Source organism: Nocardia iowensis (genome assembly GCF_019222765.1).
In the GTDB taxonomy this organism is placed as follows: Bacteria; Actinomycetota; Actinomycetes; order Mycobacteriales; family Mycobacteriaceae; genus Nocardia; species Nocardia iowensis.
This window is the reverse complement of record NZ_CP078145.1, coordinates 1,824,848-1,847,655: the sequence shown is the minus strand read 5'-3', so window position 1 is coordinate 1,847,655 and position 22,808 is coordinate 1,824,848. Positions and strand designations below refer to the sequence as shown.

18 protein-coding genes are annotated in these 22,808 nt (G+C 65.8%); 7 read left to right on the top strand and 11 right to left on the bottom strand.

The window, feature by feature from the left end; translation table 11 throughout:
* Positions 1-477 precede the first annotated feature (477 nt).
* The 3 genes from KV110_RS08335 (at position 478) to KV110_RS08325 (ending at position 5,718) form a co-directional block, all read left to right on the top strand.
* Positions 478-1,053: a TerD family protein gene (locus tag KV110_RS08335; RefSeq protein ID WP_218474861.1), complete on the top strand. Its 576-nt coding sequence runs from the start codon at positions 478-480 to the stop codon at positions 1,051-1,053.
* 36 nt (positions 1,054-1,089) lie between these two features.
* On the top strand, positions 1,090-1,773 hold the full coding sequence (locus KV110_RS08330) for a TerD family protein (protein ID WP_218474859.1): 684 nt from the start codon (positions 1,090-1,092) through the stop codon (positions 1,771-1,773).
* Positions 1,774-2,247: 474 nt separating this feature from the next.
* On the top strand, positions 2,248-5,718 hold the full coding sequence (locus KV110_RS08325; RefSeq protein WP_218474857.1) for an NB-ARC domain-containing protein: 3,471 nt from the start codon (positions 2,248-2,250) through the stop codon (positions 5,716-5,718).
* Here KV110_RS08325 and KV110_RS08320 read toward each other — a convergent pair.
* Both KV110_RS08320 and KV110_RS08315 read right to left on the bottom strand, forming a co-directional pair.
* A complete protein-coding gene (locus KV110_RS08320; protein ID WP_218474855.1) occupies positions 5,706-6,068 on the bottom strand; it encodes a hypothetical protein in 363 nt (120 codons plus the stop codon). The two genes, KV110_RS08325 and KV110_RS08320, sit on opposite strands and share 13 nt — an antisense overlap.
* A gap of 194 nt (positions 6,069-6,262) precedes the next feature.
* Positions 6,263-7,099, bottom strand: coding sequence for a sulfite exporter TauE/SafE family protein (locus KV110_RS08315; protein ID WP_246634404.1), 837 nt, complete (start codon positions 7,097-7,099; stop codon positions 6,263-6,265).
* A gap of 216 nt (positions 7,100-7,315) precedes the next feature.
* Between KV110_RS08315 and KV110_RS08310 the strand changes: the two genes are divergently transcribed.
* Positions 7,316-7,528 (top strand): hypothetical protein, encoded by a 213-nt coding sequence (locus tag KV110_RS08310; RefSeq protein WP_218474854.1) that lies wholly within the window; start codon positions 7,316-7,318, stop codon positions 7,526-7,528.
* Here the strand turns inward: KV110_RS08310 and KV110_RS08305 are convergent.
* The 3 genes from KV110_RS08305 to KV110_RS08295 all read right to left on the bottom strand — a co-directional run bounded on the left by KV110_RS08305 (position 7,525) and on the right by KV110_RS08295 (position 12,133).
* Entirely contained in the window at positions 7,525-8,901 is a 1,377-nt protein-coding gene (locus KV110_RS08305) for an MFS transporter (protein WP_281427756.1), read from the bottom strand. The two genes, KV110_RS08310 and KV110_RS08305, sit on opposite strands and share 4 nt — an antisense overlap.
* A 93-nt stretch (positions 8,902-8,994) precedes the next feature.
* Positions 8,995-11,013: an acetoacetate--CoA ligase gene (locus tag KV110_RS08300; protein ID WP_218474852.1), complete on the bottom strand. Its 2,019-nt coding sequence runs from the start codon at positions 11,011-11,013 to the stop codon at positions 8,995-8,997.
* 100 nt (positions 11,014-11,113) lie between these two features.
* Positions 11,114-12,133, bottom strand: a complete 1,020-nt coding sequence (locus KV110_RS08295) for an esterase/lipase family protein (protein ID WP_218474850.1) — start codon at positions 12,131-12,133, stop codon at positions 11,114-11,116.
* 334 nt (positions 12,134-12,467) lie between these two features.
* On the opposite strand from KV110_RS08295, the gene KV110_RS08290 reads away from it, so the two are divergent.
* Positions 12,468-13,937, top strand: a complete 1,470-nt coding sequence (locus tag KV110_RS08290; protein WP_218474848.1) for a carboxylesterase/lipase family protein — start codon at positions 12,468-12,470, stop codon at positions 13,935-13,937.
* An 84-nt stretch (positions 13,938-14,021) separates the two neighbouring features.
* Positions 14,022-15,875 (top strand): helix-turn-helix domain-containing protein, encoded by a 1,854-nt coding sequence (locus KV110_RS08285; protein ID WP_218474847.1) that lies wholly within the window; start codon positions 14,022-14,024, stop codon positions 15,873-15,875.
* Positions 15,876-15,881: 6 nt separating this feature from the next.
* Here the strand turns inward: KV110_RS08285 and KV110_RS08280 are convergent, their stop codons facing one another.
* From KV110_RS08280 to KV110_RS08255, 6 genes are all read right to left on the bottom strand, one after another.
* The gene (locus tag KV110_RS08280; RefSeq protein ID WP_218474845.1) at positions 15,882-17,189 is read right to left on the bottom strand and encodes an ABC transporter substrate-binding protein; all 1,308 of its coding nucleotides are present in this window, start codon (positions 17,187-17,189) and stop codon (positions 15,882-15,884) included.
* The gene (locus KV110_RS08275) at positions 17,186-18,319 is read right to left on the bottom strand and encodes a branched-chain amino acid ABC transporter permease (protein WP_218474844.1); all 1,134 of its coding nucleotides are present in this window, start codon (positions 18,317-18,319) and stop codon (positions 17,186-17,188) included. The genes KV110_RS08280 and KV110_RS08275 overlap by 4 nt, the downstream gene beginning before the upstream one ends.
* Positions 18,316-19,212 carry a branched-chain amino acid ABC transporter permease gene (locus tag KV110_RS08270; RefSeq protein ID WP_218474842.1) on the bottom strand — a complete coding sequence of 299 codons (897 nt, stop codon included), beginning with the start codon at positions 19,210-19,212 and terminating at the stop codon, positions 18,316-18,318. Before KV110_RS08270 ends, KV110_RS08275 begins: the two co-directional genes overlap by 4 nt.
* A complete protein-coding gene (locus KV110_RS08265) occupies positions 19,209-19,997 on the bottom strand; it encodes an ABC transporter ATP-binding protein (RefSeq protein ID WP_218474840.1) in 789 nt (262 codons plus the stop codon). The genes KV110_RS08270 and KV110_RS08265 overlap by 4 nt, the downstream gene beginning before the upstream one ends.
* The gene (locus KV110_RS08260; protein WP_218474838.1) at positions 19,994-20,767 is read right to left on the bottom strand and encodes an ABC transporter ATP-binding protein; all 774 of its coding nucleotides are present in this window, start codon (positions 20,765-20,767) and stop codon (positions 19,994-19,996) included. The genes KV110_RS08265 and KV110_RS08260 overlap by 4 nt, the downstream gene beginning before the upstream one ends.
* Before the next feature lie 357 nt (positions 20,768-21,124).
* Positions 21,125-21,814, bottom strand: a complete 690-nt coding sequence (locus KV110_RS08255; protein ID WP_218474836.1) for a DUF3558 family protein — start codon at positions 21,812-21,814, stop codon at positions 21,125-21,127.
* A gap of 407 nt (positions 21,815-22,221) precedes the next feature.
* Between KV110_RS08255 and KV110_RS08250 the strand changes: the two genes are divergently transcribed.
* Positions 22,222-22,788, top strand: coding sequence for a hypothetical protein (locus KV110_RS08250; RefSeq protein ID WP_218474835.1), 567 nt, complete (start codon positions 22,222-22,224; stop codon positions 22,786-22,788).
* Positions 22,789-22,808 lie beyond the last annotated feature (20 nt).

Here is a 22,808-nt window from a genome sequence, read left to right as displayed (position 1 = left end):
GCGAGGCCTTCGCGAGGACTGCGACGAGCCCGAGCCATGGCAGCCGACGCACACCCGCCTGACCCCTCTCAGGTCAGCAGCAGAGTTGCTCGACCGCGCTGAGCACCTGTCCCGCACCGTCTTCGGTGGCCAGTGCTCGGCGAGATGGTTGGCGTTGGTGCGGTAGGTGGTGTCGGTGAGGGCGGATTCGATGGCTGCGGCCAGTGTGTCGGCGCATCATGCAAGTCGCCGAGATTCGTTCTGGCGCATATGGGTTGATCACCACTACCACGATCTAGGCAGCAACGAGCTGGTCACATGCCCCTCCGATCTGTCCGGCCAGCAAGCCGATCCCGGCTTGTCACACGCGTCGACCCCGCTAGCCATATCGAAGACTGATGCTGGAGGTGTGGGGTATGCGAAATATGCCCCGGTGCTGACATCCGGGGTCGGGCAGACCGCATGGTTTGTCACCGACTAGTGGAGGAGTGATCAGTCATGAGTGTGAGTTTGGCCAAGGGCGGCAATGTGTCGCTGTCGAAGCAGGCGCCGAATCTGACGGCGGTGTCGGTGGGTTTGGGGTGGGATGCGCGTTCGACCACCGGCGCTGATTTCGATCTGGATGCCAGCGTGATCGCGACCGGTGAGGACCGGAAGGTGGTGTCGGACAAGCATTTCGTGTTCTACAACAACCTGCGTTCCCCGGAAGGCGCGATCGAGCACCTCGGCGACAACTTGACCGGTGCGGGTGAGGGCGACGACGAGGTCGTCAACGTCGATTTGGCCGCGACTCCGCCGAGCATCACCAATATTCTCTTTGCGGTGTCGATCTACGATGCCGATGCCCGTCAGCAATCGTTCGGACAGGTGCGTAACGCGTTCATCCGGGTGGTGGACCGTGCGACGGGTTCGGAGTTGGCGCGCTATGACCTGACCGAGGAATCCTCGACCGAGACTGCCATGGTCTTCGGTGAGCTCTACCGCAGCGGAGCGGAGTGGAAGTTCCGGGCGATCGGTCAGGGGTACGCCTCAGGTCTGGCCGGTATCGCCCGCGACTACGGCGTCAACCTCTGAAACCGGGCGCAGACTCGACTGGAGAGGCGGCACACATTGGGTATCGACTACAACAAGCGACCGGACTCCTCCGGCGCCAAGCCGTCGGCGCGCGGCTCGGGGGTCAGCCTGAACAAGCTGACCCTCACCAAGACCGAGCGCACTGTCACGCTCACCAAATCCGGTGAGCGCCAAGGCGTGATGCGGGTGAACCTGAACTGGACCAGCGCAGCGCCACCCAAGAAAGGATTCCTGGCGAAACTGACCGGCGCCGATCGCGGGATCGATCTGGACCTGGGGTGCCTCTACGAACTCGCCGACGGCTCCAAGGGCGTTATCCAGGCCCTGGGAAACAGCTTCGGAGCCTTGAACAAGCCACCGTATATCGCGTTGGACGCCGATGACCGCACCGGTGCGGCGATCGGTGGGGAGAACCTGCACATCAATCTCGAACGGCCGGAAGCATTTCGGCGGGTACTGATCTTCGCGATGATTTACGAAGGCGCGGCGAACTGGGCCGCGGTCGACGGAGTCGTCACGATGTATCCGACCTCGGGCCCCCAGGTCGAAGTCCGGTTGGATTCGGCGGTCACCGGCGCGCGCATCTGCGCGATCGCATTGCTGACCAACACCGGGCAGGGACTGACCGTTCAACGCGAAGTCGGATACATCACCGGTAACCAGGCCGACCTCGACCGCGCCTACCAATGGGGCCTGCAATGGGCGGCGGGCCGCAAATAGGCTGGGGGTCCCGCCCGTTCAGGGACGGACGCGACGTTGCCCGGGTTCGCCACGCCTGGCTCACCGACCGGTCCGGGCCGCGTGCTTGTTCGTCGAGGCGAGCCCCCGCGGCCCACACACCCGCGACCGATCATTGACGATCGACACCGCAAACGGCGGCGACCACAAACGCACCCGACGGATCAAGACTGCTCTGCTCGAGCAAGGACTCCGCGTCATCCAGACAGCGATCCAAAAGAGCGTCGCTCGATCCGCAGAGTAGATCCGGGTGCGGCGGTGAGTGCATCGGTGTCAGTGGCCGGATGTCGTAGTTGAGGCCGGTGTCTGTCCCCTTCGGACATCGGTCGCTGGGATTGGGAATGGTTATTGACCTGAGGGTGGGAAGGCGCGAACGGTTTGAGATCTCCACCTGAATTTGTTTCGGGTCCCTCAGGGACCTGTTGGTGGCCACCGGGATAGGCGGACCATGTATCCATGAGTCGGCGTTCGCGATGGGCGGGGATGTCGTGGCGCGCTCGGTTGGGGTGGATCCTGCTCGGATTGGCCGTACTGATGGTGTGCGTGGCGCTGCCGGTGTGGGCGGTGGCCACCGACGATGTGAACAAGGTGGCCGGGTGGGCAAATATTCTGGCACTTCCGGTCTCCGGGCTAGGTCTGGTGCTGGTGCTTGCGGGGAACCGATCGGACGATGCGGGCCGATCAGATGTTCGGCGTCGACCGTGGATGGCGCCGCCGTTGGATCGTATGGTGGAACGTCCCGAACTGGGTGAGCGACTCGTCGCGGCACTGACCGCACCGGGGACCTCGGAGGTGGGGCTGAGCACGGGGCTGCACGGCGCGGGCGGGTTCGGCAAGACCAGGTTGGCGACCTGGGCGTGCCATCGTCGCGAGGTCGAGCGGCGGTATCCGGGCGGGCTGCTGTGGGTCACGCTCGGGCAGGAGGTCCGTGGCGCGAATCTCGCCGGACGGATCAACGACCTGACAACCGCCCTTGGTGGTGAGCGCCCGGCGATTTCGGACCCCGACGCCGCCGGGGCAGAGCTGGGCCGCTTGCTCGACGCGCGCGAGCCGGTGCTGCTGGTGGTCGATGACGTGTGGGAGGAGAGTCAGCTGCGGCCGTTCCGGTTCGGCGGACGCACGTGCACGCGCCTGGTCACCACCCGCATTCCCGATCTCCTGCCACCGACTGGGGCCCACATTCCTGTCGATGCCATGTCCGGCGATCAGGCGCGAGAGCTGATCGCCGACGGCGTGAGCGGGCTGCCCGAGGACATGGTCGAGCGGCTGGCGAGTCTAGCCGGGCGGTGGCCAGTGCTGCTCAACCTGATCAACGCCGCACTGCGCCGCCGGATAGCCCGAGGACAGCCAGTCGAGCTGGCGGCCGAAGATATCGTGTACCGGCTGAGTGCCGAGGGCCCGGCAGCGTTCGACCCGGCACGCGCCGACGACCGCAGCCGAGCGGTGGCGGCAACCGTGGAAACGAGCTTCGCCCTGCTCACGCCCGCGGACCGGCAGCGCTGCTTGGACCTGGCCATCTTCCCTGAAGACGTCGATATCCCACTGACCGTGCTGGGCTTGTTGTGGACCGGTGGCTCGGTCGAGACGTCGTGCGAGGAGTTGGCGAGTCTGGGCCTGGTGACCGACTACCGGCTCGACCCGCCAGGGCCACGGCTGGTCGTGCACGATGTCATGCGCGCCTACCTACGGACCCGCCGCAGCGCCACCGAACATGCTGCCGCGCACTCACGGCTGGTCGACGCGGCCGCAGGGCAATTGCCCGGCCACGAGCCCGACACCTGCCCGCCATGGTGGCTGCTCTCGGCCGATGCCGACTACTTGTGGCGGTACGTGCCCTACCACCTCCATCACGCGGGCCGCGACGACGAACTAGTCGCGTTGCTGAGCGATCTGCGGTGGGCGGAGGCCAAAACCCTCCGGTTCGGTTCGGCCGTCACGGTCGAGGCCGACCTGGCGCTCGTGGACACACCCACCACCAACGCATTACGGGAGGCACTGCGCCGGATCGGGCACCTGCTCGGCCCGATCGACCCACCGGCCGCGCTCGGCGCCACCCTGGCCAGCTGGCTGCGCGGTATCACCGGACTCGAGGATGTCGTTGACCGCTACCGCTCGACCCTGCCCCGGCCACGGCTGGAGCTGGCGGCGCCGACGACCAACAGCCCACCCGCGGCGGCGCTCGGCGAGGCGACGGCGTCGACCGGCCACATCGGCGGCGTGATCAGCTGCGCCTTCTCCCCGGACGGCACCGTGTTGGCAACGACGAGCGACGACGGCACCGCACGGTTGTGGAATATCGCCGACGGAACCACCGCGCGGGTGCTCGGTGACCACCTTGGCGGTGTCTGGGGGTGCGCGTTCTCTCCGGATGGCGCACTGCTGGCGACGGCCAGCGAGGACCGAACGGTACGGCTGTGGCAGGCCAGCGACGGTACCTCGAAAGGACTACTGCACGGCCACACCGATTGGGTGACCTCCGTGGCCTTCTCCCCAGACGGCGCGCTGCTCGCCTCGACCAGCCAGGACGGCACCGCCCGCCTGTGGCGGGTGGCCGACGGCACCCTGCACGCGGTGCTCACCGGTCACACCGGCCGGGTGAAACACTGCACGTTCTCACCCGACGGCACGTTGCTCGCCACCGCAGGAACCGACGGCACCGTGCGGCTGTGGCGGCCCGGCGACGGCACCGAGCACAGCGTGCTGGCCGGTCACGCAGGTGGGGCGTGGTGCTGCGCCTTCTCGCCGGATGGCGAGCTGTTGGCCGCCGGTGACGACGAGGGGACGGTGCGGCTGTGGCGTGTCGCCGACGCGGCGCCGTGCGGGGCAGTGATCGGTCACCATGAGCGGGTGTGGAGCTGTGCGTTCTCTCCCGACGGTGCACTGGTCGCGGCTACGAGCTGGCGGACAGTGCGACTGTGGCAGATTGCCTCACGCGTCGAGCGCGCAGCACTGACCGGCCATACCAGCTGGGTGTGGGGCTGTGCCTTCTCTCCAGACGGCGCCCTGCTGGCGACAACCGGTAACGACCAGACCGCCCGGCTCTGGCAGGTCACCACAGGCGCTGAGGTCACCGCCTTGACCGGCCGTCTTCGGGTGAACACCTGCACGTTCTCCCCGGACGGCGACCTGCTCGCCACCACCGATGAATACGCGGCGCGGCTCAGGCACCTCGCGACCGGCAGGCAGCAGGTACTGACGGGCCACGACGGTCGGGTGAACCGTTGCGTGTTCTCCGCCGATGGCGGCCTGCTGGCAACAGTGGGCAACGACCACACGGCCCGGCTGTGGCGGATGACCGACGGTAGCCAGCAGGCAGCACTGGCGGGCCACACCGGCTCAGTGCGCGGCTGCAGCTTCGCCCCGGACGGAACGCTGATCGCCACCAGCGGCAGCGACTGCACCGTGCGGCTATGGCGCATTGCCGACGGCACCCAGCGAGCAGTGTTGACCGGCCACACCGGCATCGTGAGAAACTGCGCGTTCTCCCCCGATGGAACGCTGCTCGCGAGCGCGAGCAGCGACCGCACCGTGCGCCTGTGGTCGGTGGCCGACGGCACCACACGAACGGTGCTCACCGGCCATAGCGATCTACTCAACGACTGCGCGTTCTCACCGGACGGAACACTGCTCGCGACGACCAGCGACGACCGAACCATTCGACTGTGGCGAGTCGCCGACGGCACCGAACGCGCCGTCCTGTCCGGCCACGCAAGCTGGGTAGACCGCTGCGCGTTCTCCCCTGATGGCACGCTGGTGGCCACCGCGAGCAACGACGGGACCGTGCGGCTGTGGCGAGTCGCCGACGCTCGCTGTCGCTGTGCCCTGCGCTTCGCCGGACCCGTTGTCGGGGTCGCCTGGCACCCCTGCACCACCACACTCTGCGCCGTCGGCGGAGCTGGCACCTACATGCTCACCTACCAGCCATAAGTACGGCATCGAAGGGCACGTTCACCCTCGATCACCCGACGATCCCGGATCTGTTGGCGCACAATGACTGGACGGTGCTCGAATCCAAAATCGCAGCGTCCGGCGAGGGTGCTTACCTTTCTGTTCGCCTGCGGCGCAGCCACATTCCTGGCGATCTCGTTGCTGCGATCCGACTCCCGACTGTCGTGGGTGCAACCTGCGGCCACGATGGCGATCGTGGCGGGCCTGCTCTTGGCCATGCACGCTGCACCACGTGCCGCAAATCGTTCCTGCCCAACCGGACCCTTCACCGGGATGATTTCAACGCCCAGCTCACCGGCTGGCTGGATCGGGCGAACCAGCGTCAGCACCCGGCGCCTGGGCTGCCGTCCGATCGACCGGTGGGCTGCGGACCGGGCCGCGATGCCCGAGCTGCCTGCAACGCGAGGTCGCCGCCCGCAAGCCCACGACGGCGAAGACCGCGTCCGCGCCGCCCGGTTCCCGTCGCAATTTCGGCACACCGTGCGCGTCGTCGTGAGATGTCCACGAATGTCGACGGGTTGGGCTACTGGTGCCGCCAGACCTTCACGGCGGAGATCACCAGCAGGGCAACCAGGACTGGGATGAGGGCGAGGCTGGGGAACATGCCGAGCAGCAGTCCGCCGAGGACGGTGCCGGCGATCGAACCGGCCGCCATGGTGAGCACGAACCGGGTGTTGCCGCGCACGACCTGGAAGCTTTGGTCGCGGCTGTAGCGGGCGAATGCGACCAGCATGGTCGGCAGCGATACCAGCAGCGAGAGGCTGCCCGCGAGTTTGATGTCGACGGCGAACAGCAGCACGATCGTCGGGATCAGCAGCTCGCCACCCGCGACACCCATCAGCGCGGCGACGACACCGATCCCGATACCGGCCGCCACCGCGACCAGAATTCGAACAATGGGCGGCAGCGCCACCGTCCCGGAATGACCGATGTGACTGGCGGCCAACGCAATTGCGATAACGATCAGCAGTCCGGCCAGCACCCGGTAGAGCGTGCGCGAGTGCATGCGCGTGGCCAAGCCCGCGCCGAGCCAGGCACCGATCAGGCTGCCCGCGAGCAGGTTCACCGCGATCGTCCAGTGCGAGGCGATGTCGGTGTGGGACACCGACAGCAGGCGCGCGGGCAGCGCGGTGATCACTACGATCAAGCTCATCGCCTTGTTGAGGATCACCGCCTGCAACGCGGCGAACCCGAACAGCCCGATCAGCAGCGGTAGCCGGAACTCGGCGCCGCCGAGGCCGATCAGCCCGCCGAGAACACCGATAACGGCTCCGGCGCCGCACACCACCACCGGCGAAGTCCGCCACCGGACCGCCGCCGCGGCAGGCACCGGACCAGGGACCTGGACTGCTTCGCTCACACCGCCGGACGCTACTGACACCACCCCATGCCGGTCTATTGGGTGATGCCGACGCGGGCAGCGGCTGTGGCGTGTGTTCGCTGCGGGCACGCCGCGTTCAACGCGCGCGAACCTGGTAGATGCCGCGCGTCTTCACCACCGCCGTGCCGGTGTCCCACGACCACCTCATGGACCTGGCAACCCCGAATCCTGGCAGCCCTGGCCGCTGAGCCGGACATGCACGCCCAAGCCGCCAAGGCCCTGGCACGTCTGGCCGACCAGCCGGCGCACGACCACGACCACGACCCTGTCCTGGACGAGAAGTCGATCGCCGAACGCACGCCGGTCGCGACCTTCCTCGCCCGAGCCGTACCCGAAGCACAATTGCCGCTGACCACCCTCGCGGAGCGAACCGTCGGCCGCCCGCTCAGCCAAGCCCGGAAAAGCTAGTGTGGCCAATTTTTGTTGCGGGTGCGTTCGTCGGCGCGGTCGACCTCGGCCAAATCGATCCCTTTGGTTTCGCGGGCGCAAAGCACGGCGATCACTGTGACGGCGGCGGCTGCGGCCAGGTAGATCGCGATCGGTACCGAGGAGCCGTACATGTCGAGCAGTCGGACCGCGATGATCGGCGCGAGCGAACCGGCGACGATCGAGGTGACTTGATAGCCAAGGGACACACCGGAATAGCGCATCCGAGTCGGGAACATTTCGGCCATGATCGCGGGCTGAGCGGCATACATGAAGGCGTGGAACACCAGGCCGACGACGATCGCTCCCACGATCGCCGCATTGTGTCCGGAATCCATCATCGGGAAGGCGAAAAAGCCCCAACTCGCCGCGGTAACAGCGCCGAGCAGATACACGGGCCGTCGGCCGTGTAGGTCGCTGAGCCGCCCGGCGAGCGGAATCACCAGGAAGTGCGCGACGTGTGCGACCAGCAGCCACCACAGGATCACCTTGGTGTCCGCGCCGACGTGCACTTTCAAATAGGTGATGGAGAAGGTGACCACCAGGTAGTACATGATGTTCTCGCCGAGGCGCAGGCCCATGGCGGTGAACACGCCGCGTGGGTACCGCCGCAACACCTCGAGAGCGCTGAACGAGGTGGCCTTCTCCTGTTCGGCGATCTCTTGCGCGGCAAGGAAAATGGGCGCGTCGGTGATCTTCGTGCGCACGTAGTAGCCGACCAGTACCACCACCGCCGACAGCCAGAAGGCCACGCGCCAGCCCCAGCCAAGGAAGTCCGCGTCAGAGAGGGTCGAGGTCAAACCCAGCAGGACGACGGTCGCCAGCAGATTGCCGACGGGTACGGCCGCTTGTGGCCAGGACGCCCAGAAGGCCCGGCTGCGGCTGGGACTGTGCTCGGCGACCAGCAGCACCGCCCCACCCCACTCGCCGCCGACCGCGAAGCCCTGCAGGAATCGCAGGGCCACCAGCAGCGCCGGCGCCAGGTAGCCCACCTGCGCGAAGGTCGGCAGGCAGCCCATCAGGAAGGTAGCGGCACCCACCAGGACCAGGCTCAGCTGCAGCAGCTTCTTGCGGCCGTACTTGTCGCCGAAGTGGCCGAATACCAGGCCACCCAGCGGACGCGCGGCGAAGCCGACGGCATAGGTGACGAAGGCCGCCAGAATCGCGTCCAGATCACTGGTGCCCTTGGCGAAGAACACCTTGTTGAACACCAGAGTCGCAGCGGTGCCGTAGAGGAAGAACTCATACCATTCGACTACGGTGCCCGCCATGGACGCGGCAACGACCCGCCGCAGTCCTTGCGGCACCGGTTCAGTCGCCGAAGTCTTATCGAACTCGGTTGTACTGCTTGTCATTTCATCACCTTCGGCATTGTGCGCAGGGCACGGCCGCGCGCAACGGCTCGGTCCCTGACGGATTCGATGAGGGGGCGACAGCGGGGAAAAGTGTCAACTGTCGGTGACCGCGACGACCGCCGGCGCGGCGGTCCTGCGCGCGTGCAACTCGATAAAGGGCGCCAGTGCTCCGGGATCGTCCAGCACACCTGGGGCATAGACTGTTTCGGGACGATCACCGCGCAGGATCCGTTTCACCGGTATCTCGAGCTTCTTTCCAGACAAAGTGCGCGGAACCTGACTAACGCAATGAATTTCGTCGGGCACGTGCCGCGGCGACAGCGCTTCGCGGAGCTGAGCGGCGATCCGCTCCCGCAGGCTGTCATCGAGGACGCGGCCCGCGTCGAGCACCACGAACAACAGCAGCTCGTCTGTACCGGAGTCGTTGTCGGACAAGTGGATGACGAGGCTGTCCTGGATCTCGGGCAGCGACTCGACGACGCCGTAGAACTCCGCGGTGCCCAGCCGGACGCCGCCCCGGTTGAGCGTGGCGTCGGATCGTCCGCCGATCACGCAGCTGCCGTCCTCGGCGATGGTGATCCAGTCCCCATGGCGCCAAAGACCAGGGATCGCCGCGAAGTACGCGCCGCGGTAGCGAGCCCGGTCGACGTCACCCCAGAAGCCGATCGGCATCGAGGGCATCGGCTTGCCGATCACGAGTTCGCCCTCACGGCCCATGATCTGCCAGCCGTCCTCGTCGACCGACTGCACGGCAGCGCCCAACGCTCGGCACGCCATCACCCCCGCCCGTACCGGCAGCACGGGCGCGCCGCCGATGAAGGCGGTGCACAGATCCGTCCCACCGGAGATCGACGCGAAGTAGATGTTCGGCGCTACGTGCTCATAGACCCAGCGGTAGCCCTCGGCCGGTAACGGCGCTCCGGTGGATCCGAGGCCGCGCAACGCCGAAAGATCAGCGGCGGCACGCGGTGAGATGCCGGCCTTCCGGCACGCCAGAAGAAATGGCGCGCTGGTGCCGAGATAGGTGGTGTGGGTTAGCGATGCGAGATGCCACAACCGGGTCGGATCGGGGTAGGCGGGATCGCCGTCGTACATGACCACCGCGCTGCCGACGGCAAGGCCGGACACGAGATAGTTCCACATCATCCATCCGGTCGTGGTGTACCAGAAGAACCGGTCGCCCGGCCCCAAATCATGATGCAGGGCAAGCGATTTCATGTGTTCCAGCAGAATGCCACCGTGCCCGTGCACAATAGGCTTGGGTAGTCCGGTGGTGCCCGAGCTGTAGAGCACATACAGCGGGTGCTCGAACGGGACCGGCTCGAAAGTCAACTCGCCGGAGTGCTGAAGGAGCTCGTGCCAGCTGATCGTCCCTGGCTCCGGTGCGGCTGCCGGGTCCAGGTAAGGCAGCAGGACGAGGTGGTCCAGCCCCGTCAGCGCAGCGCGGATCTCGCTGATCTCCGCGGCGCGGTCGATCGTTTTCCGACCGTACCGATATCCATCGACGACCACGAGGACTTTCGGATCGATTTGACCGAGGCGGTCGAGCACCGACCTGGCACCGAATTCCGGTGGGCAGGACGCGAAAGTCGCCCCGAGGCTCGCAGCGGCGAGTAGCAGCACCAGCGTCTCCGGGATGTTCGGCATATATGCCGCGACCCGATCACCGCGCCGCACGCCGAGCCGCAACAAGCCCTGCCGAGCACGCGCCACTTGTTCCCGCAGCTCAGCGGCGGTGTAGTGGACGGCTCGTCGAGTCTGCGAGTGCGCGATCACCGCGGTATCGCCGTCGGCCAGGCCGGGCATGCGCAGCATCGCCTGCGCGTAGTTCAGAGTGGCGCCTGGGAACCAACGGGTGTCGGGCATCCGTTCCGCATCGGCGAGGATATCGGTGGGCTGGGAGTAGGCAGGTACATCGAAGTACTTCCAGATCGTGGACCAGAATCCGGCCAGGTCTTCGACCGACCAGCGCCATAATTCGGCGTAGTCGTCGAAGTCGGTCTTGCGGTCGCGGGCAACCCATTTCATGAAGTCCCCCATCCGGGTGCGGGCCCGGGCATCCGATGGCGGGTTCCACAGCACCTCGTGGGCGGATTTGTTCCCGGTGTTCATCTGCACTCCTATCGATGCGGTCGCTGCCGAGCGGCGATGGCTTCCGGTGCGTTCGGGCACGGGAAGCCATCGCCACGGCTGTATTGGGAATCGCGCGGTGTCAGGAGCAGGCCGGGTCGATCACGTAGTAGTTGTCGCCGGTCTTGCGCAACTTGGTCGTGCCGGAGACGACATTGAGCCCCATGTCCTGGTTGGACCCGTTGGCCAGGGCCCGGCCGCCACCGTTGTCGTGCGCCCGCCCGGCCTGCACGTGCTTCCAGTTGGAGTCGGCGAAGCAGGGCTGGTCCGGCGGGGTGGTCGTCGAGGTCGGCGGGGTGGTCGTCGACGTGGGCGGCGTGGTGGAGGTCGGCGGGGTGCCGTCCTCGTGCGCGATGATGAAGTCGCGCATGATCTTCAACGCCTGGGCGTCGGAGATGATGTTGAAATGGGTCGGGGTCGTGAGCAGCCGGTTGTCGGCCCCCTCGAGTTTCGCCGAATCGGTCGGCGCCACGTTCCAATCTCCGGTCGATCGCAGTGTCAGATAGGCGACCTTGTCGTTGTGCGGAACCTCGGTGCCGGAGTTGAGGGCGGTCAAGAACGGCGTGTTCGGTTCGGCGAACTGCTGGCAGGAGACATACTGCTTGCAGTGATTGAACGAAGTGCCGTGATGCGGTCCGGCGAACGAAATGTACTGCGATACGGTGTCACCGCCGCCGAGATTCTTGATGTAATAGCGCCCGGCGAGGGCGGAAGCGGACCAGGTCGCCAGCACGACTCTGTTCGCGCCGGTCTGTTGCCGGACTTGATTGACCTTCGCGCCCAGTTCTTTTGCCGCGATCGCGAGATCCTGAGTCATCTTGCTGCTGTCGGTCCAGGTGAACAGGCGCTCTGCGGGCCAACCGTTGGACTGCAGATTCTGCTTCATCGCGTCCATGTTTCCGACGTCTCCGGTCATCCCCGGAATCATGATGACCGGATCATGGTTGGGCGCTGCGGCATGGACCGTGGGCAGCGTGGCCACCAACGCCCCGCCCGCGCCGATCACCGCCGCGATCGACAATGCCGCCAACCCTCGACGCGGCCACCCGATACGGCGGGTTGCCGAATAACTCGAACGCTGCCTGCGTGAATGGAAAAGCATCGTTGCCTCCTGCCCGCCGAAACACGGCACCCGGAAAATAGGTGCTCGTCGCCCCGGGATTCGACGGGTATGTGATGCGGAACACCCGAGGTGGCTTAGACCATAGGAACGCCCGTCACCGTTGACGATGGGTACCGGCGACACAATCCCGGCCGCGCCGATGTGCAGTTCACATCGTGGCGGGCCCGCACCACTCCGGTGCCCTCGCAAAGGTCCCGATCGTCCGCACCTGCCACATATCCCCACGATTTTCCGTGTGTGCGTCGCACATTGAGGGCCGCTATCGGCGGCGATAGTGTGCGCTGTCACCACCTATCGGAGGAGCGTGCACGCTGTGGCATCGTCGCAATCGACCGTGGAGGTCGCCTTACCCGAAGGAACGGTCGCCGGGCGGATCGATGACGGTTACCTCACGTTCAACGGGATTCCCTATGCGGCGGCACCATTCGGCGCCAACAGATTTCGACTGCCGCAGCCACCCGAACGGTGGGACGGTGTCCGCGCGGCATTCGATTTCGGTCCCGCCGCGCCCCAGCCCGACACTTTTCCCTTTCTGGGCTCGAGTTTGTCCGCTGCCCTCTACCCTTGGGGCGAAAACTGTCTGACGGTCAATATCAGCACTCCCGATGTGGGCGCTAACCGCCTGCCGGTCATGGTGTGGCTGCATCCTGGCTCCTACGCTCGAGGCGGCGCCGCGGATACGCGCATCAATGGCGGGGCCTTCGCCCGCGACGGTGTCGTCTGCGTGACTGTCGGATACCGGCTCGGCGTCGACGGCTTTCTCGCAATTCCCGAGCAACCGTTGAATCTCGGCCTGCACGACGTCTTGGCAGCACTGCGCTGGGTCCAGGCCACTATCGGCCGATTCGGTGGTGACCCGCGCAATGTCACCGCGTTCGGCAATTCAGCAGGGGCGGGTGCGATTGCCGCTATTGCCCGCGCCGCCGCCGCGGAGAATCTGTTCGGGCGCGCGATCCTGCAGAGCGCGCCGCTTTCGCTGGTGGCCGATCCCGACCAGGCCTGGATTCTGGGCAAGCGAGTGCCGGCCGATCTCGGCGTCTCCGACGTTCGCGACCTGCCCCTTGACCTCCTCATCGAACGCCAGCATTTGATGAACGACCGCTTCCGGGACCCGGAATTCTGGGGGCCGTACAGCTACCTGTTGACACCGTTCATGCCGACCGTCGACGGGGAGCTCATCGCCTCGACGAGATTGGCCGAACGGATCCCCGCGTCGATCGATCTCCTCGTCGGGAACACCAGAGACGAGGCGCGGTTCTTCTTGCTGCCCCCTGAGCTGATGCAGTCCGCGACGCCGGAATCGGTGCACGCCGCCCAGCAGGCATACCGGATGTCCGCCGCCAGTATCGCGGCAGCACAGCGGCTGTACAAAGATCGGGATGCCGGTGAACAACTTGCCGAAACCATGACGAACCAGTGTTTCCGTGGTCCGGCAGTCGAGCTCACGGAGTCGCACAGCTCCGCCGGCGGAGTCAGCTATGCCTATGAGTTCACCTGGCGCTCAACAGCTTTCGATGGAGCACTCGGAGCCGCTCATGCACTCGAGTTGCCATTCCTATTCGATTGTCTGGAGAACCCAGCCGTGCGGGCTCTGGTCGGGGCAGACGCTCCACGGGAGCTCGGAACCGCCCTGCGCCGTAGCTGGACCGATTTCGCTCGAACCGGCGATCCGGGGTGGCCGGCCTACGAACTCGACAACCGTCTCACCATGGTGTTCGACGAGAACTCGGAACCCACATATGACCCGCGTGCGCGCCACAGACCCGCATGGGAAATCCGGTGAATCGGCACCCCCGGCCACCTGGAGACATCTAGGGTTCGATCAAGGCCTCCGGACCCAGTCCGTGCAGTACCCCTCGGAGGAGCAATGACGGTCATCCAGGGCAGTTCGATTCTCGATCTGCTGCTCGAAGACGCCGATATCAGCGCATATGATGCCGCGTTGGAACGGGCAAGGCAGGCGGGTGCGCCGGCCGAACGGCTGATCGAACTCGAACACGAACGCACCGTCGCGATGCGACTGCGGGAAAAGCTCATCAATCATCGGCGCAACGAAGCCGAGTTGCAGCTGCTCAACGACACGGCCAACGATCTGGCGTCATTGCGCGATCCCGATTCGATCCTGCAGGCGATCGCCGACCGGGCGCGGCGGCTGCTGGGTTGCGACCTGGCCTACATCAGCCTCAGCGACCGCACCCGCGGCGACTGCTTCATCAAAGCCGCCTCCGGGAACATCTCCGGTCTGATGAACGAGCTGCGGCTGCCGCGCGGAGCCGGCGTCGGCGGCAAGGTCGCTCGGACCGGCGAACCCTACAGTGTCTCTTCCTATTTCGATGACGACACGATCGAGCGCACCCCGGAGATCGACGCGACAGTCGAGGCCGAGCGGATCGAGTCGCTGCTGGGGGTTCCGGTCAAACTCAAACAAGACATCATCGGTGTGCTGCTCGCCGCCCACCGCAGCCAGCGGCCGTTCAGCAGCCGCGATATCGGTGCCCTGGTGATGCTGGCCGCGCACGCGGCGGTGGCGATCGAGAACTCGCGGCTACTCACCGCCACCCAGGCCGCGGTCGAGGACCTGCGGGTCGCCAACGCCACAATTCACACCCACGTCGCCGAACTGGAGCGCACCGCCGAGGTCCACGAACGGCTGACCAAGCTCGTCATCGAGGGCGTCGACGTGGACGCGGTCATCGAGGCAACCGCGGCGGCGGTGTCCGGGGAGGTTGTGCTGCTGTCCCCGGATACGGAACCGCCCACCTCGAACGAGCAGGTCGAGGCGCTGGCCCGGCGCGCACATGCCAAGGGGCACAGCGTCATCGAGGACCGGCTGTGCGCGGTCCCCCTGATCACCGAATCCGAATCCCTTGGCACCTTGGTCCTGCTCGGCTCGGCAGCCATCGACGACACCGATCGGCGCATCCTCGAACGTGCCGCCCTGGTGGCCGCGCTGGTTCTCGTCACCCGCCGTCGCATGGCCGAAGCGGAGGCGCGGGTCCGCGGTGAGCTGCTCGCCGATCTGCTCTCCGCCCAGACACACGACCATGATCTGCTTCGCCGTCGAGCCGCCCTGCTCGAGGTCGATCTGGACAGCTGCCATGTCGTGGTGGTCGCCGAGCTCGAAACCGAGCCCCGGGAACCGGTTTTCGCCGCGATCGCAGCGTTGGCGCGGCGCCTGCGCTGCTTGGCGACGGTGCGACGCCGTTCGGTAATCCTGCTGCTGCCCGGCACCGACGCCCGAACCATCGCCCGCGACGCGGCGCGGGAATTGACCCGCGTCACGCGGGCACCGGTCACGGCCGGCGCCGCGACAGCCGAGGGGCCGGCCACCATCACCGCCGCATTCGAGGAAGCGGCGCGCTGTACTCGGGCACTGATCGCGCTGGGTCGGCTCGGCGCGGTAGGCGTCGCCGACGACCTCGGGTTCGTCGGCACGTTGTTCAGTGGCGAGCCCGACATTTCCGGATATGTCCGCTCGATACTCGGCCCGGTCCTGGATTACGACCGGGACCGGCGGGCCGGGTTGTTGCAAACGCTCGACGTCTTCTGCGCCACCGGGCAGAACAGCACCAAAGCCGCGCAGCTACTGCATTTGCACGTCAACACCGTGACCCAGCGACTGACCCGGCTGGCACAGCTGCTCGGGGACGACTGGCGTGAGCCCGAGCAACTGCTCGAAATCCAAGTGGCCCTGCGCTTGCTGAAGGCGCAGGGCACATAACCGAATTCAGCCACCCAGCCGCAATGACTTGGCGGCTTCGGATTCGGTGAACGGTGTCATCGAGGTCAGATATCCGTTGCCGGTGGCCGCCGGATCCACTCGGTAGAGGGTGCTCTGCCGGGAGGCAGGCCCGAGGTCTGGCCTGTAATGGGCGTCGGGCATGAGGCCGTCGAACCCGACCTTCCCCAGGTGCAACTTCGCGTCCATGATCCCGGCACGCGTGAGGTCCTTATTTGCGATGGCCTTCTGCAGAATCGCGGTGATCATTCGCGCCATGCAGTAGCCGTAGAGATACTGCGTGCTCGGCGCCTGATCGGGTGCGTATTTGGTGGTCCGTTCCAAGAAAATCGCCATGCCGGGCACCGAGCGGTCACCCCACAGCGCCGTGTAACCGCCGACCCAGGCACCGGTCAGCACCGCCGCGGCATCGGTAGGTGTGCCCGCGGGTGTGCCCGTCGAGGACATCAGGAACTCCGACCACGCCGGCGATTGCAGCACCCACTGCGGCTTGAATCCCGACGACGCAGCTGTCTTGATCAAGGTCGAGGTCGGTTGCGGCGTCGCGACGACAAAGACGTATTCGGCGCCGGAATCGCGCAATTGCTGGACCTGGGAAGTGAAGTTCGGCGTTGTCGATTCTGCGGTATAAGTGACTTCTTCCACGTTCTCCAGTCCACCGGCCGCGACCGCGGCGTCGTACCCCCGTTTGCCGTCCGCGCCGAACGCGTCGTTCTGATAGAAGATCGCGACCTTGGCCCCGGGTTTCTGCTTCGCGATGTGCGCGACGCTGTTGGCTGCCTCGGCCGCATACGGTGTGCCGATCACCGCATTGTTCGGCTTGGTCACGAAAGTCGAATCCTGAGCGGCGGTACCAACCACGATGTTGTCGGCCGCCGCCTTGGCGTCGAACGCGTGCGTGGTCGGGCTGCCCAGGGATTGCGCGATCACGGCGACATTGCTGGACATGGTGGCGAACAATTGAGCGCTCAGCGCGGCGGAATACTTACTGTCCTGGATGTCTGTCTTGATCTTCCAGCCATCGATGCCGCCGGAATCGTTCACCGCGTTCAAGTAGGTGCTCAATCCGGCAGTCAGCGGTTTGCCGATCACACCTGCCGGGCCGGAGAGAATCGAGATCTCGCCGACGGTGATCGTTTTGTTCGCCGGATCGATGCCAGGACCCACCGCGAATTCGCCGTCGCCACCGGTCCCTGGCCCGCCTCCGGTACTGGCGCTGCACGCCGCGGCGAGCACTATCGTGGCCGCGCCGAGCGCGGCCCAACCGGTGCGCATTACGCGCCGTGATCCGTTCATTGTGAGATTCCCTTTCCAGTGGGTGTCGACCGTCGGCGTAGGACAGCGGTGAGGCGGGTGCCGACCCCGACCACCCCGTGCGGTTCGAACAGCAGGAAGACGATCAGCGTCAGACCGAAAATGAACGTGGCCGCGTTGCCCGCGGAGAGGCCGCCACCCACGCCCGCTGAGTCCTGGATCAATGGGAACCAGGCGGCGTTGTGCTGGAACAACACCGGGAGTCCGATGACGAACAGCGCACCGAACAGCGGGCCGTAGGTGGTGGCGAGTCCGCCGACGACCACCATCACCACGTAATTGATCGACACCGGGAAGCCGTAATCCTGTGCGGGAGTGGTGTATCCGTGAAATGCGCCGTAGAGAGCACCGGACACTCCCGCCAGCGCCGACGAGACGATGAAGGCGGTGATCTTGGTGCGGGTGACGTCGACGCCGAGGACAGCCGCCGCCAGTTCCCGTTCCCGTACTGCGGCCATCTCCCGGCCGGACCTTCCGCCGGCGAGGTTCGCTACGAACAGCATCGTCAAGGCGAGGATGAACAAAGCGAGGTAGTAGAACAAACCGTCAGGCGAGAAGCTAAGCCCACCAATAGTTTTCGAGGTAGCGAAATCCAAGGAGCCGAGCCGCGGCGCCGAGATCGCGCGCCCGACGCTGCCGCCGGACAGCCAGGTCCAATTGTTGAAGATATTGATGCCGATGAACACCAGCGCCATCGTCACCAGCGCGAGATATAAACCGCGCAACCGCAAAGCGATAGGGCCGACCAAGCCGCCGAGCAACCCGGTCACCACTCCGGCGACGGGTATCCAGATCAGTAGATCCATGCCGTAATCGCTGCCGAGTTTCGCGCCGACCAGTGCGCCGACGCCGAGGAAGAAGGCGTGGCCGAGGGAAACCTGCCCGGTCCGCCCGGTCAGCACGTCCAAGCCGACCGCGCCGATCGCGGCGATCAAAACGCTGACTGCCAGATGCAGATTGCCGGTACTCACCATGAATGGCAGCACGAGTGCCGCGGTGAATGCCGCAAGGTGCGGCAGGGCACGTCGGACGCGGAGGTAGCGTCGCCGCGGCCGCGGCGCGGGGACGCGGGGGGCGCCCGCCGGTGCGTACTCGAGGATGTCGTTGCTCATATCCGCTCCGCGGGTCGGGTTCCGAAAAGGCCGTAGGGGCGAACGAGCAACACCACGATCATCAGCAGATACGGTGCGATCAAATAGAAGTCGTCGCCGAGCGCGGGCACGGACCGCGGCTGGTAGCCCTGCACCAGCTGCTGGATCACGCCGATACCGAAGCCGCCCACAACAGCACCGGCAGGTGACTCCAGGCCGCCGATGATGATCGCGGGGAAGGCCAGCAATGCCACGTTGCTGATGGTGGGGTCGACGCTGTAAGGGAAGCCGCCGAGGAAAACACCGGCCGTGCAGGCCAATCCGCCTGCAGCGCACCATGATAGGGCGTGTACCCGGCGCAGCGGGATCCCGACCGCGGACGCCGCGAGCGGGTCCTCGGCCGCCGCGCGCATGCCGAGCCCGTATTTCGAGTAGCGGTCAACCGCGGCGAACAAACTCAGTACGACGAGCGCGGTCACCACCGACCACAGTGATACCTCGGTGACGGTGACTCCGGCGATCCGGATAACCTCCGCGCCCCACGGATCGCCGTTCTTGCGTTGGCCATCGCCGTAAACGGTCTCGATCAACACCTGCAGCACAGAGGCGAATCCCAAAGTCAGCATGACCAGGGTGAATTCGGGCCGTCCCAGCGCCCACCGCAGCACCAGCAGATGAAAAGCCAGCCCGGCCAACGCGGTTCCGGTCACTCCGAGCACGAACGCGATCACGAAGCTCACCCCGGCTTCGACCAGAGCACTGACCAGGAACGCCCCGGCGGCGAGCAGCGCCCCGTGCGCGAAGTTGATTACCTTGCTCGATCGGTAGACGATCGTAAACCCTAACGCCACAAGAGAATACAGCGCGCCGAGCGATACTCCAGCCCAGAGCAGTCCCAGGAATGTGGTCATCATGATGATTCCCCATCGAGGTCCGGCGTGCCGAGATAGGCGGCCAGCACCCGCGGATCGGATTGCACGGAATCCGGAGTGCCGCAGGCGATGCTCTTGCCGAAGTCCAGCACCAGCACGTGCTGGGCCAAGCGCATGACGAAACTCATATCGTGTTCGACGAGCACCACCGTCAGTTGCCGGTGCTGATGGATTTCGGTGATGAGGTCCGCGACCTCGCTCCGTTCCAGGCGGCTCATGCCGGCCACCGGCTCGTCGAGCAGCAGCAGGCTGGGGCGCATGAGCAGGGCACGCGCGATCTCCACCCGTTTGCGGATTCCGTACGGCAACGTACCGACCGGTTGCTCGGCGACCGGATGTAGATCGAACTCGTGCAGCAGCGCGTGCGCGGCGTCGCGGGCAGCGCGTTCCTCGGTGCGCGCCCTGGATGTCCGCAGCCCGGTCCGCCAGCACCCCGCGGTCATCGCATGGCTGCGGCCGATCAGCACGTTGTCGAGCACCGACAACGGCCCGAACAGCCCGAGGTTCTGGAAAGTTCGCGCGACCCCAAGGCCAGGCAACTGGTGCGGGCGTAGGTCGCGTATGTCGCGTCCGTCCACCCGGATCCGGCCGGAGCTGGGTGGGTACAGGCGCGAAAGCACGTTGAACAGCGAGGATTTCCCGGCGCCGTTGGGTCCGATAATGGCAAAGACCTCGCCTGGTGCGACAGCGAAACTCACCTCGCTCAGCGCCGCGACAGCACCGAAATGCAACGAGACGTCCTGCACCTCCAGGGCGGGCACGATCATGACCGCACCCCCAGGTACACCGACTTGACGTCGTCGTCGGCCAGCAGCGCCTCCGTCGCGCCGTCGGCCCGGACGGAACCGGTGTCGAGCAGATAGCTCCACGTCGTGACCGCGCGGGCCAGCGCCGTGGATTGGTCGACCAGCATGATCGAGGTTCCCGACTCGTTGATCCGGCACAGCGCCTGCCCGATCGCTGCCGTCATTACCGGAGCCAGACCCAGCGAGGGTTCATCGAGCAGCAACAGCCGCGGCCGCGCCATCATCGCCCGCGCGATGGCGAGCATCTGCTGTTCCCCACCGGACAACAGCCCAGCCCGGGTGCCGCGGTGCCGCCGCAACCGGGGAAACACCTCCAGCATGTGTTCCTTGGCTTCAGCGACACCGCTCCGCCGGGTAAACGCGCCGCAGCTGAGGTTCTCCGAAACCGTCATCTCGGTGAAAACGTGCCGTCCTTCCAGCACTTGGACCAGTCCCGAACGCACCAGCCGGGCCGCATCGGTCCGGGTGATGTCGTCGCCGAAATACCGCACCCGTCCGCCTACGACCCGCCCGCCGTGCAGGCTCAGCAACCCGCTGGCCGCCCGCAAAAGCGTGCTCTTGCCCGCCCCGTTCGGTCCGAGCAAGCTGACCGCCCCGTTCGCGGGAACCATCAGATTCGCCCCCGCCAGCCCGAGCACTCCCCCGTAGCTGATGGAAAGGTCCTCGACTTCCAAAGCCGGTGTGACAGGCGGTGATTCATTGTTCTGGCGAAAGCGGTCGGGCTCGAACATCGAGGCCCTCCTTCGAGTAGCAGCTACATCACCAGCGCCGCCTGCCCGCCCCGATTCCGAGGCCTGCGCGGGGCTGTGATGCTGCACACTATGGCCGCCGGATGATCGGCCTCAATGTGAACAACTGCCACTGACCTGGCCTCACCCGTGTGGAATGGCCACGGTCGCCGGTTGCCCTCGGCCAGGGCGCCCTGGACCGGATGGCCGCCGGATCGATCGCCGGTCGTGCTTATGGATTTGTCATCGCGAGAACGAGTTACGCAGATCGGTGAGCCGTGGCACCATCAGACCGATACCGCCCGCGACCTCGACAAAGCCGATGTTGGCCCGTCGCATTCTTCAATGGCTCGATGCTGCTCAGGGTAGGTATTCGACCAGCACACTGCTGATTCGACGCGCCGCGGCACACGGTTCCTGGCCCGCATCGGGCTGCAGATTCCGCGTGACGAATGCGACGAGACCGCCGGGCACAGTAACGCCGATGTAGCACCCGATGTTATTCGTGTCTTGGGCAGCACGGTATTGGTAGGCCGCTCGGTCGCCGACCGACAGTGGCTGGAAACCCACGTAGCGCCCGCTCTGCATGAAATCCTGAACCGTCTGCCGTGTCGACACGATCGTCATTTCGGACTTGCCTGTGCGGGACGGCCAACGGCAGCTTTTCTCGCCGGAACCGTCGGATACGGACGCTGTCGTTTTTCCGTCGGGGCTGTATTCCAACTTGGCGATATCGGCGTTCGGTATTCCACAGGGGTCCCAGAGCACGGCGGGCGCCGGCGTCGTGGATTGCTGGGCGGGCGCTGGTGCGGCCGTTGTGTTTTCACCCCCGGAGTTCGGGTTCTCACCTCCGGCGTTCGGATTCCTACCCTCGACATCCGGGTTCTCGCCCTCTGGGGCTGTGTTCGTGCCTCCGGCGGATGTGGATGCGGCCGCTGCGGTTGTCGTCACCGCCTGCGAGTTGCTCGGGGTCGGCTGGCCGCTGCTGGAATTGCTGCCGCATCCCGCGAGCATTACTGTAGCGCCGACGGCCATCACCACGGCGCCCATGAAATTTCCGCTACTGCACATACGAAACCCCTTCATCACCAACTATTTCAGAGAGCGACACACCGCCCGATATGTGATCGTACGGTTGGCATCAACGGCTCAACAAACTTGTAGATGCCCCCAAAATAGCTGCCCCCAATAAGTGGGTTCCGGGTAACCGAAAGCTGCACTTCGAAATTTGGCCTGATTCTGCCGAGCACCTTTTTACGACGTCGAAATCCTGGCGGGCCGCGATCGGCTCATGGTTGGCGGTGCGTGGTTCGATACCACTGAAGTCGCAGTGCCCTAACCGTTCTCGAAGATGCGGTGGGGGCCGGTCAACGAGATACCGCAGCGGGTGCGGTTGTGTGCGATCGCAACGGCTGAGACGCTTCTGGAAGGATACCCATTTCACAGGTAGGAGGGGCGTGTCAGAGCAGGATCGGGAGCTGATCGGCGGAACCTACCAAGCTCGGTTCGGGCCAACGGTCAAGGGTGTGTCCGTTGTACTCATGTCGGCGGGCTTTGTCGCGATTGCCTTCCTGCCCGGCATACCGATCGTCCTGCTGGGTGTGCTCTTGCTGCTTTTCGGTGGCGGCGGACTGGCCTTCCTGTTCACCTTGCTGTCGGGCCGGGTCGCGCTGCGCGTCGACCGAGACGGAATCACCTTGGGCGGCTTCCCCATATGGGGATACCGCAGGACAACCGCGTTCGTGCCGTGGGCACAGATCACCGCGGTCGTGCTGTTCGAGCAGCGGGTGCCGGATGGTCCTCCGATGCCGTACATCGGCCTGGCAAGGCGGGAAGGGGCGCCAAGGCTCCCCGTCATTCCCGGCCTGGGAATGACTCGCGTCAACGCGCATCTGATCCCGCATGTGCCGCCGGACATCGTGGCGGCGAGCCGGCCGATCAACGGCTGGGGGCTGGACCGCGCCCAGCTGATCGAATCGGTGACCCGCAATGCGCCCGAAGTTCCCGTGCTCGATCTCGGGTAGTCCGGCCTGACCGCCCAACT

Coding starts and splice junctions, on each gene's coding strand:
- KV110_RS08335 (WP_218474861.1), top strand. CDS start 478: ATGAGTGTGAGTTTGGCCAAGGGCGGCAATGTGTCGCTGTCGAAGCAG.
- KV110_RS08325 (WP_218474857.1), top strand. CDS start 2,248: ATGAGTCGGCGTTCGCGATGGGCGGGGATGTCGTGGCGCGCTCGGTTG.
- KV110_RS08310 (WP_218474854.1), top strand. CDS start 7,316: ATGCACGCCCAAGCCGCCAAGGCCCTGGCACGTCTGGCCGACCAGCCG.
- KV110_RS08305 (WP_281427756.1), bottom strand. CDS start 8,901: ATGACAAGCAGTACAACCGAGTTCGATAAGACTTCGGCGACTGAACCG.
- KV110_RS08300 (WP_218474852.1), bottom strand. CDS start 11,013: ATGAACACCGGGAACAAATCCGCCCACGAGGTGCTGTGGAACCCGCCA.
- KV110_RS08295 (WP_218474850.1), bottom strand. CDS start 12,133: ATGCTTTTCCATTCACGCAGGCAGCGTTCGAGTTATTCGGCAACCCGC.
- KV110_RS08285 (WP_218474847.1), top strand. CDS start 14,022: ATGACGGTCATCCAGGGCAGTTCGATTCTCGATCTGCTGCTCGAAGAC.
- KV110_RS08280 (WP_218474845.1), bottom strand. CDS start 17,189: ATGAACGGATCACGGCGCGTAATGCGCACCGGTTGGGCCGCGCTCGGC.
- KV110_RS08275 (WP_218474844.1), bottom strand. CDS start 18,319: ATGAGCAACGACATCCTCGAGTACGCACCGGCGGGCGCCCCCCGCGTC.
- KV110_RS08270 (WP_218474842.1), bottom strand. CDS start 19,212: ATGATGACCACATTCCTGGGACTGCTCTGGGCTGGAGTATCGCTCGGC.
- KV110_RS08265 (WP_218474840.1), bottom strand. CDS start 19,997: ATGATCGTGCCCGCCCTGGAGGTGCAGGACGTCTCGTTGCATTTCGGT.
- KV110_RS08260 (WP_218474838.1), bottom strand. CDS start 20,767: ATGTTCGAGCCCGACCGCTTTCGCCAGAACAATGAATCACCGCCTGTC.
- KV110_RS08255 (WP_218474836.1), bottom strand. CDS start 21,814: ATGGGCGCCGTGGTGATGGCCGTCGGCGCTACAGTAATGCTCGCGGGA.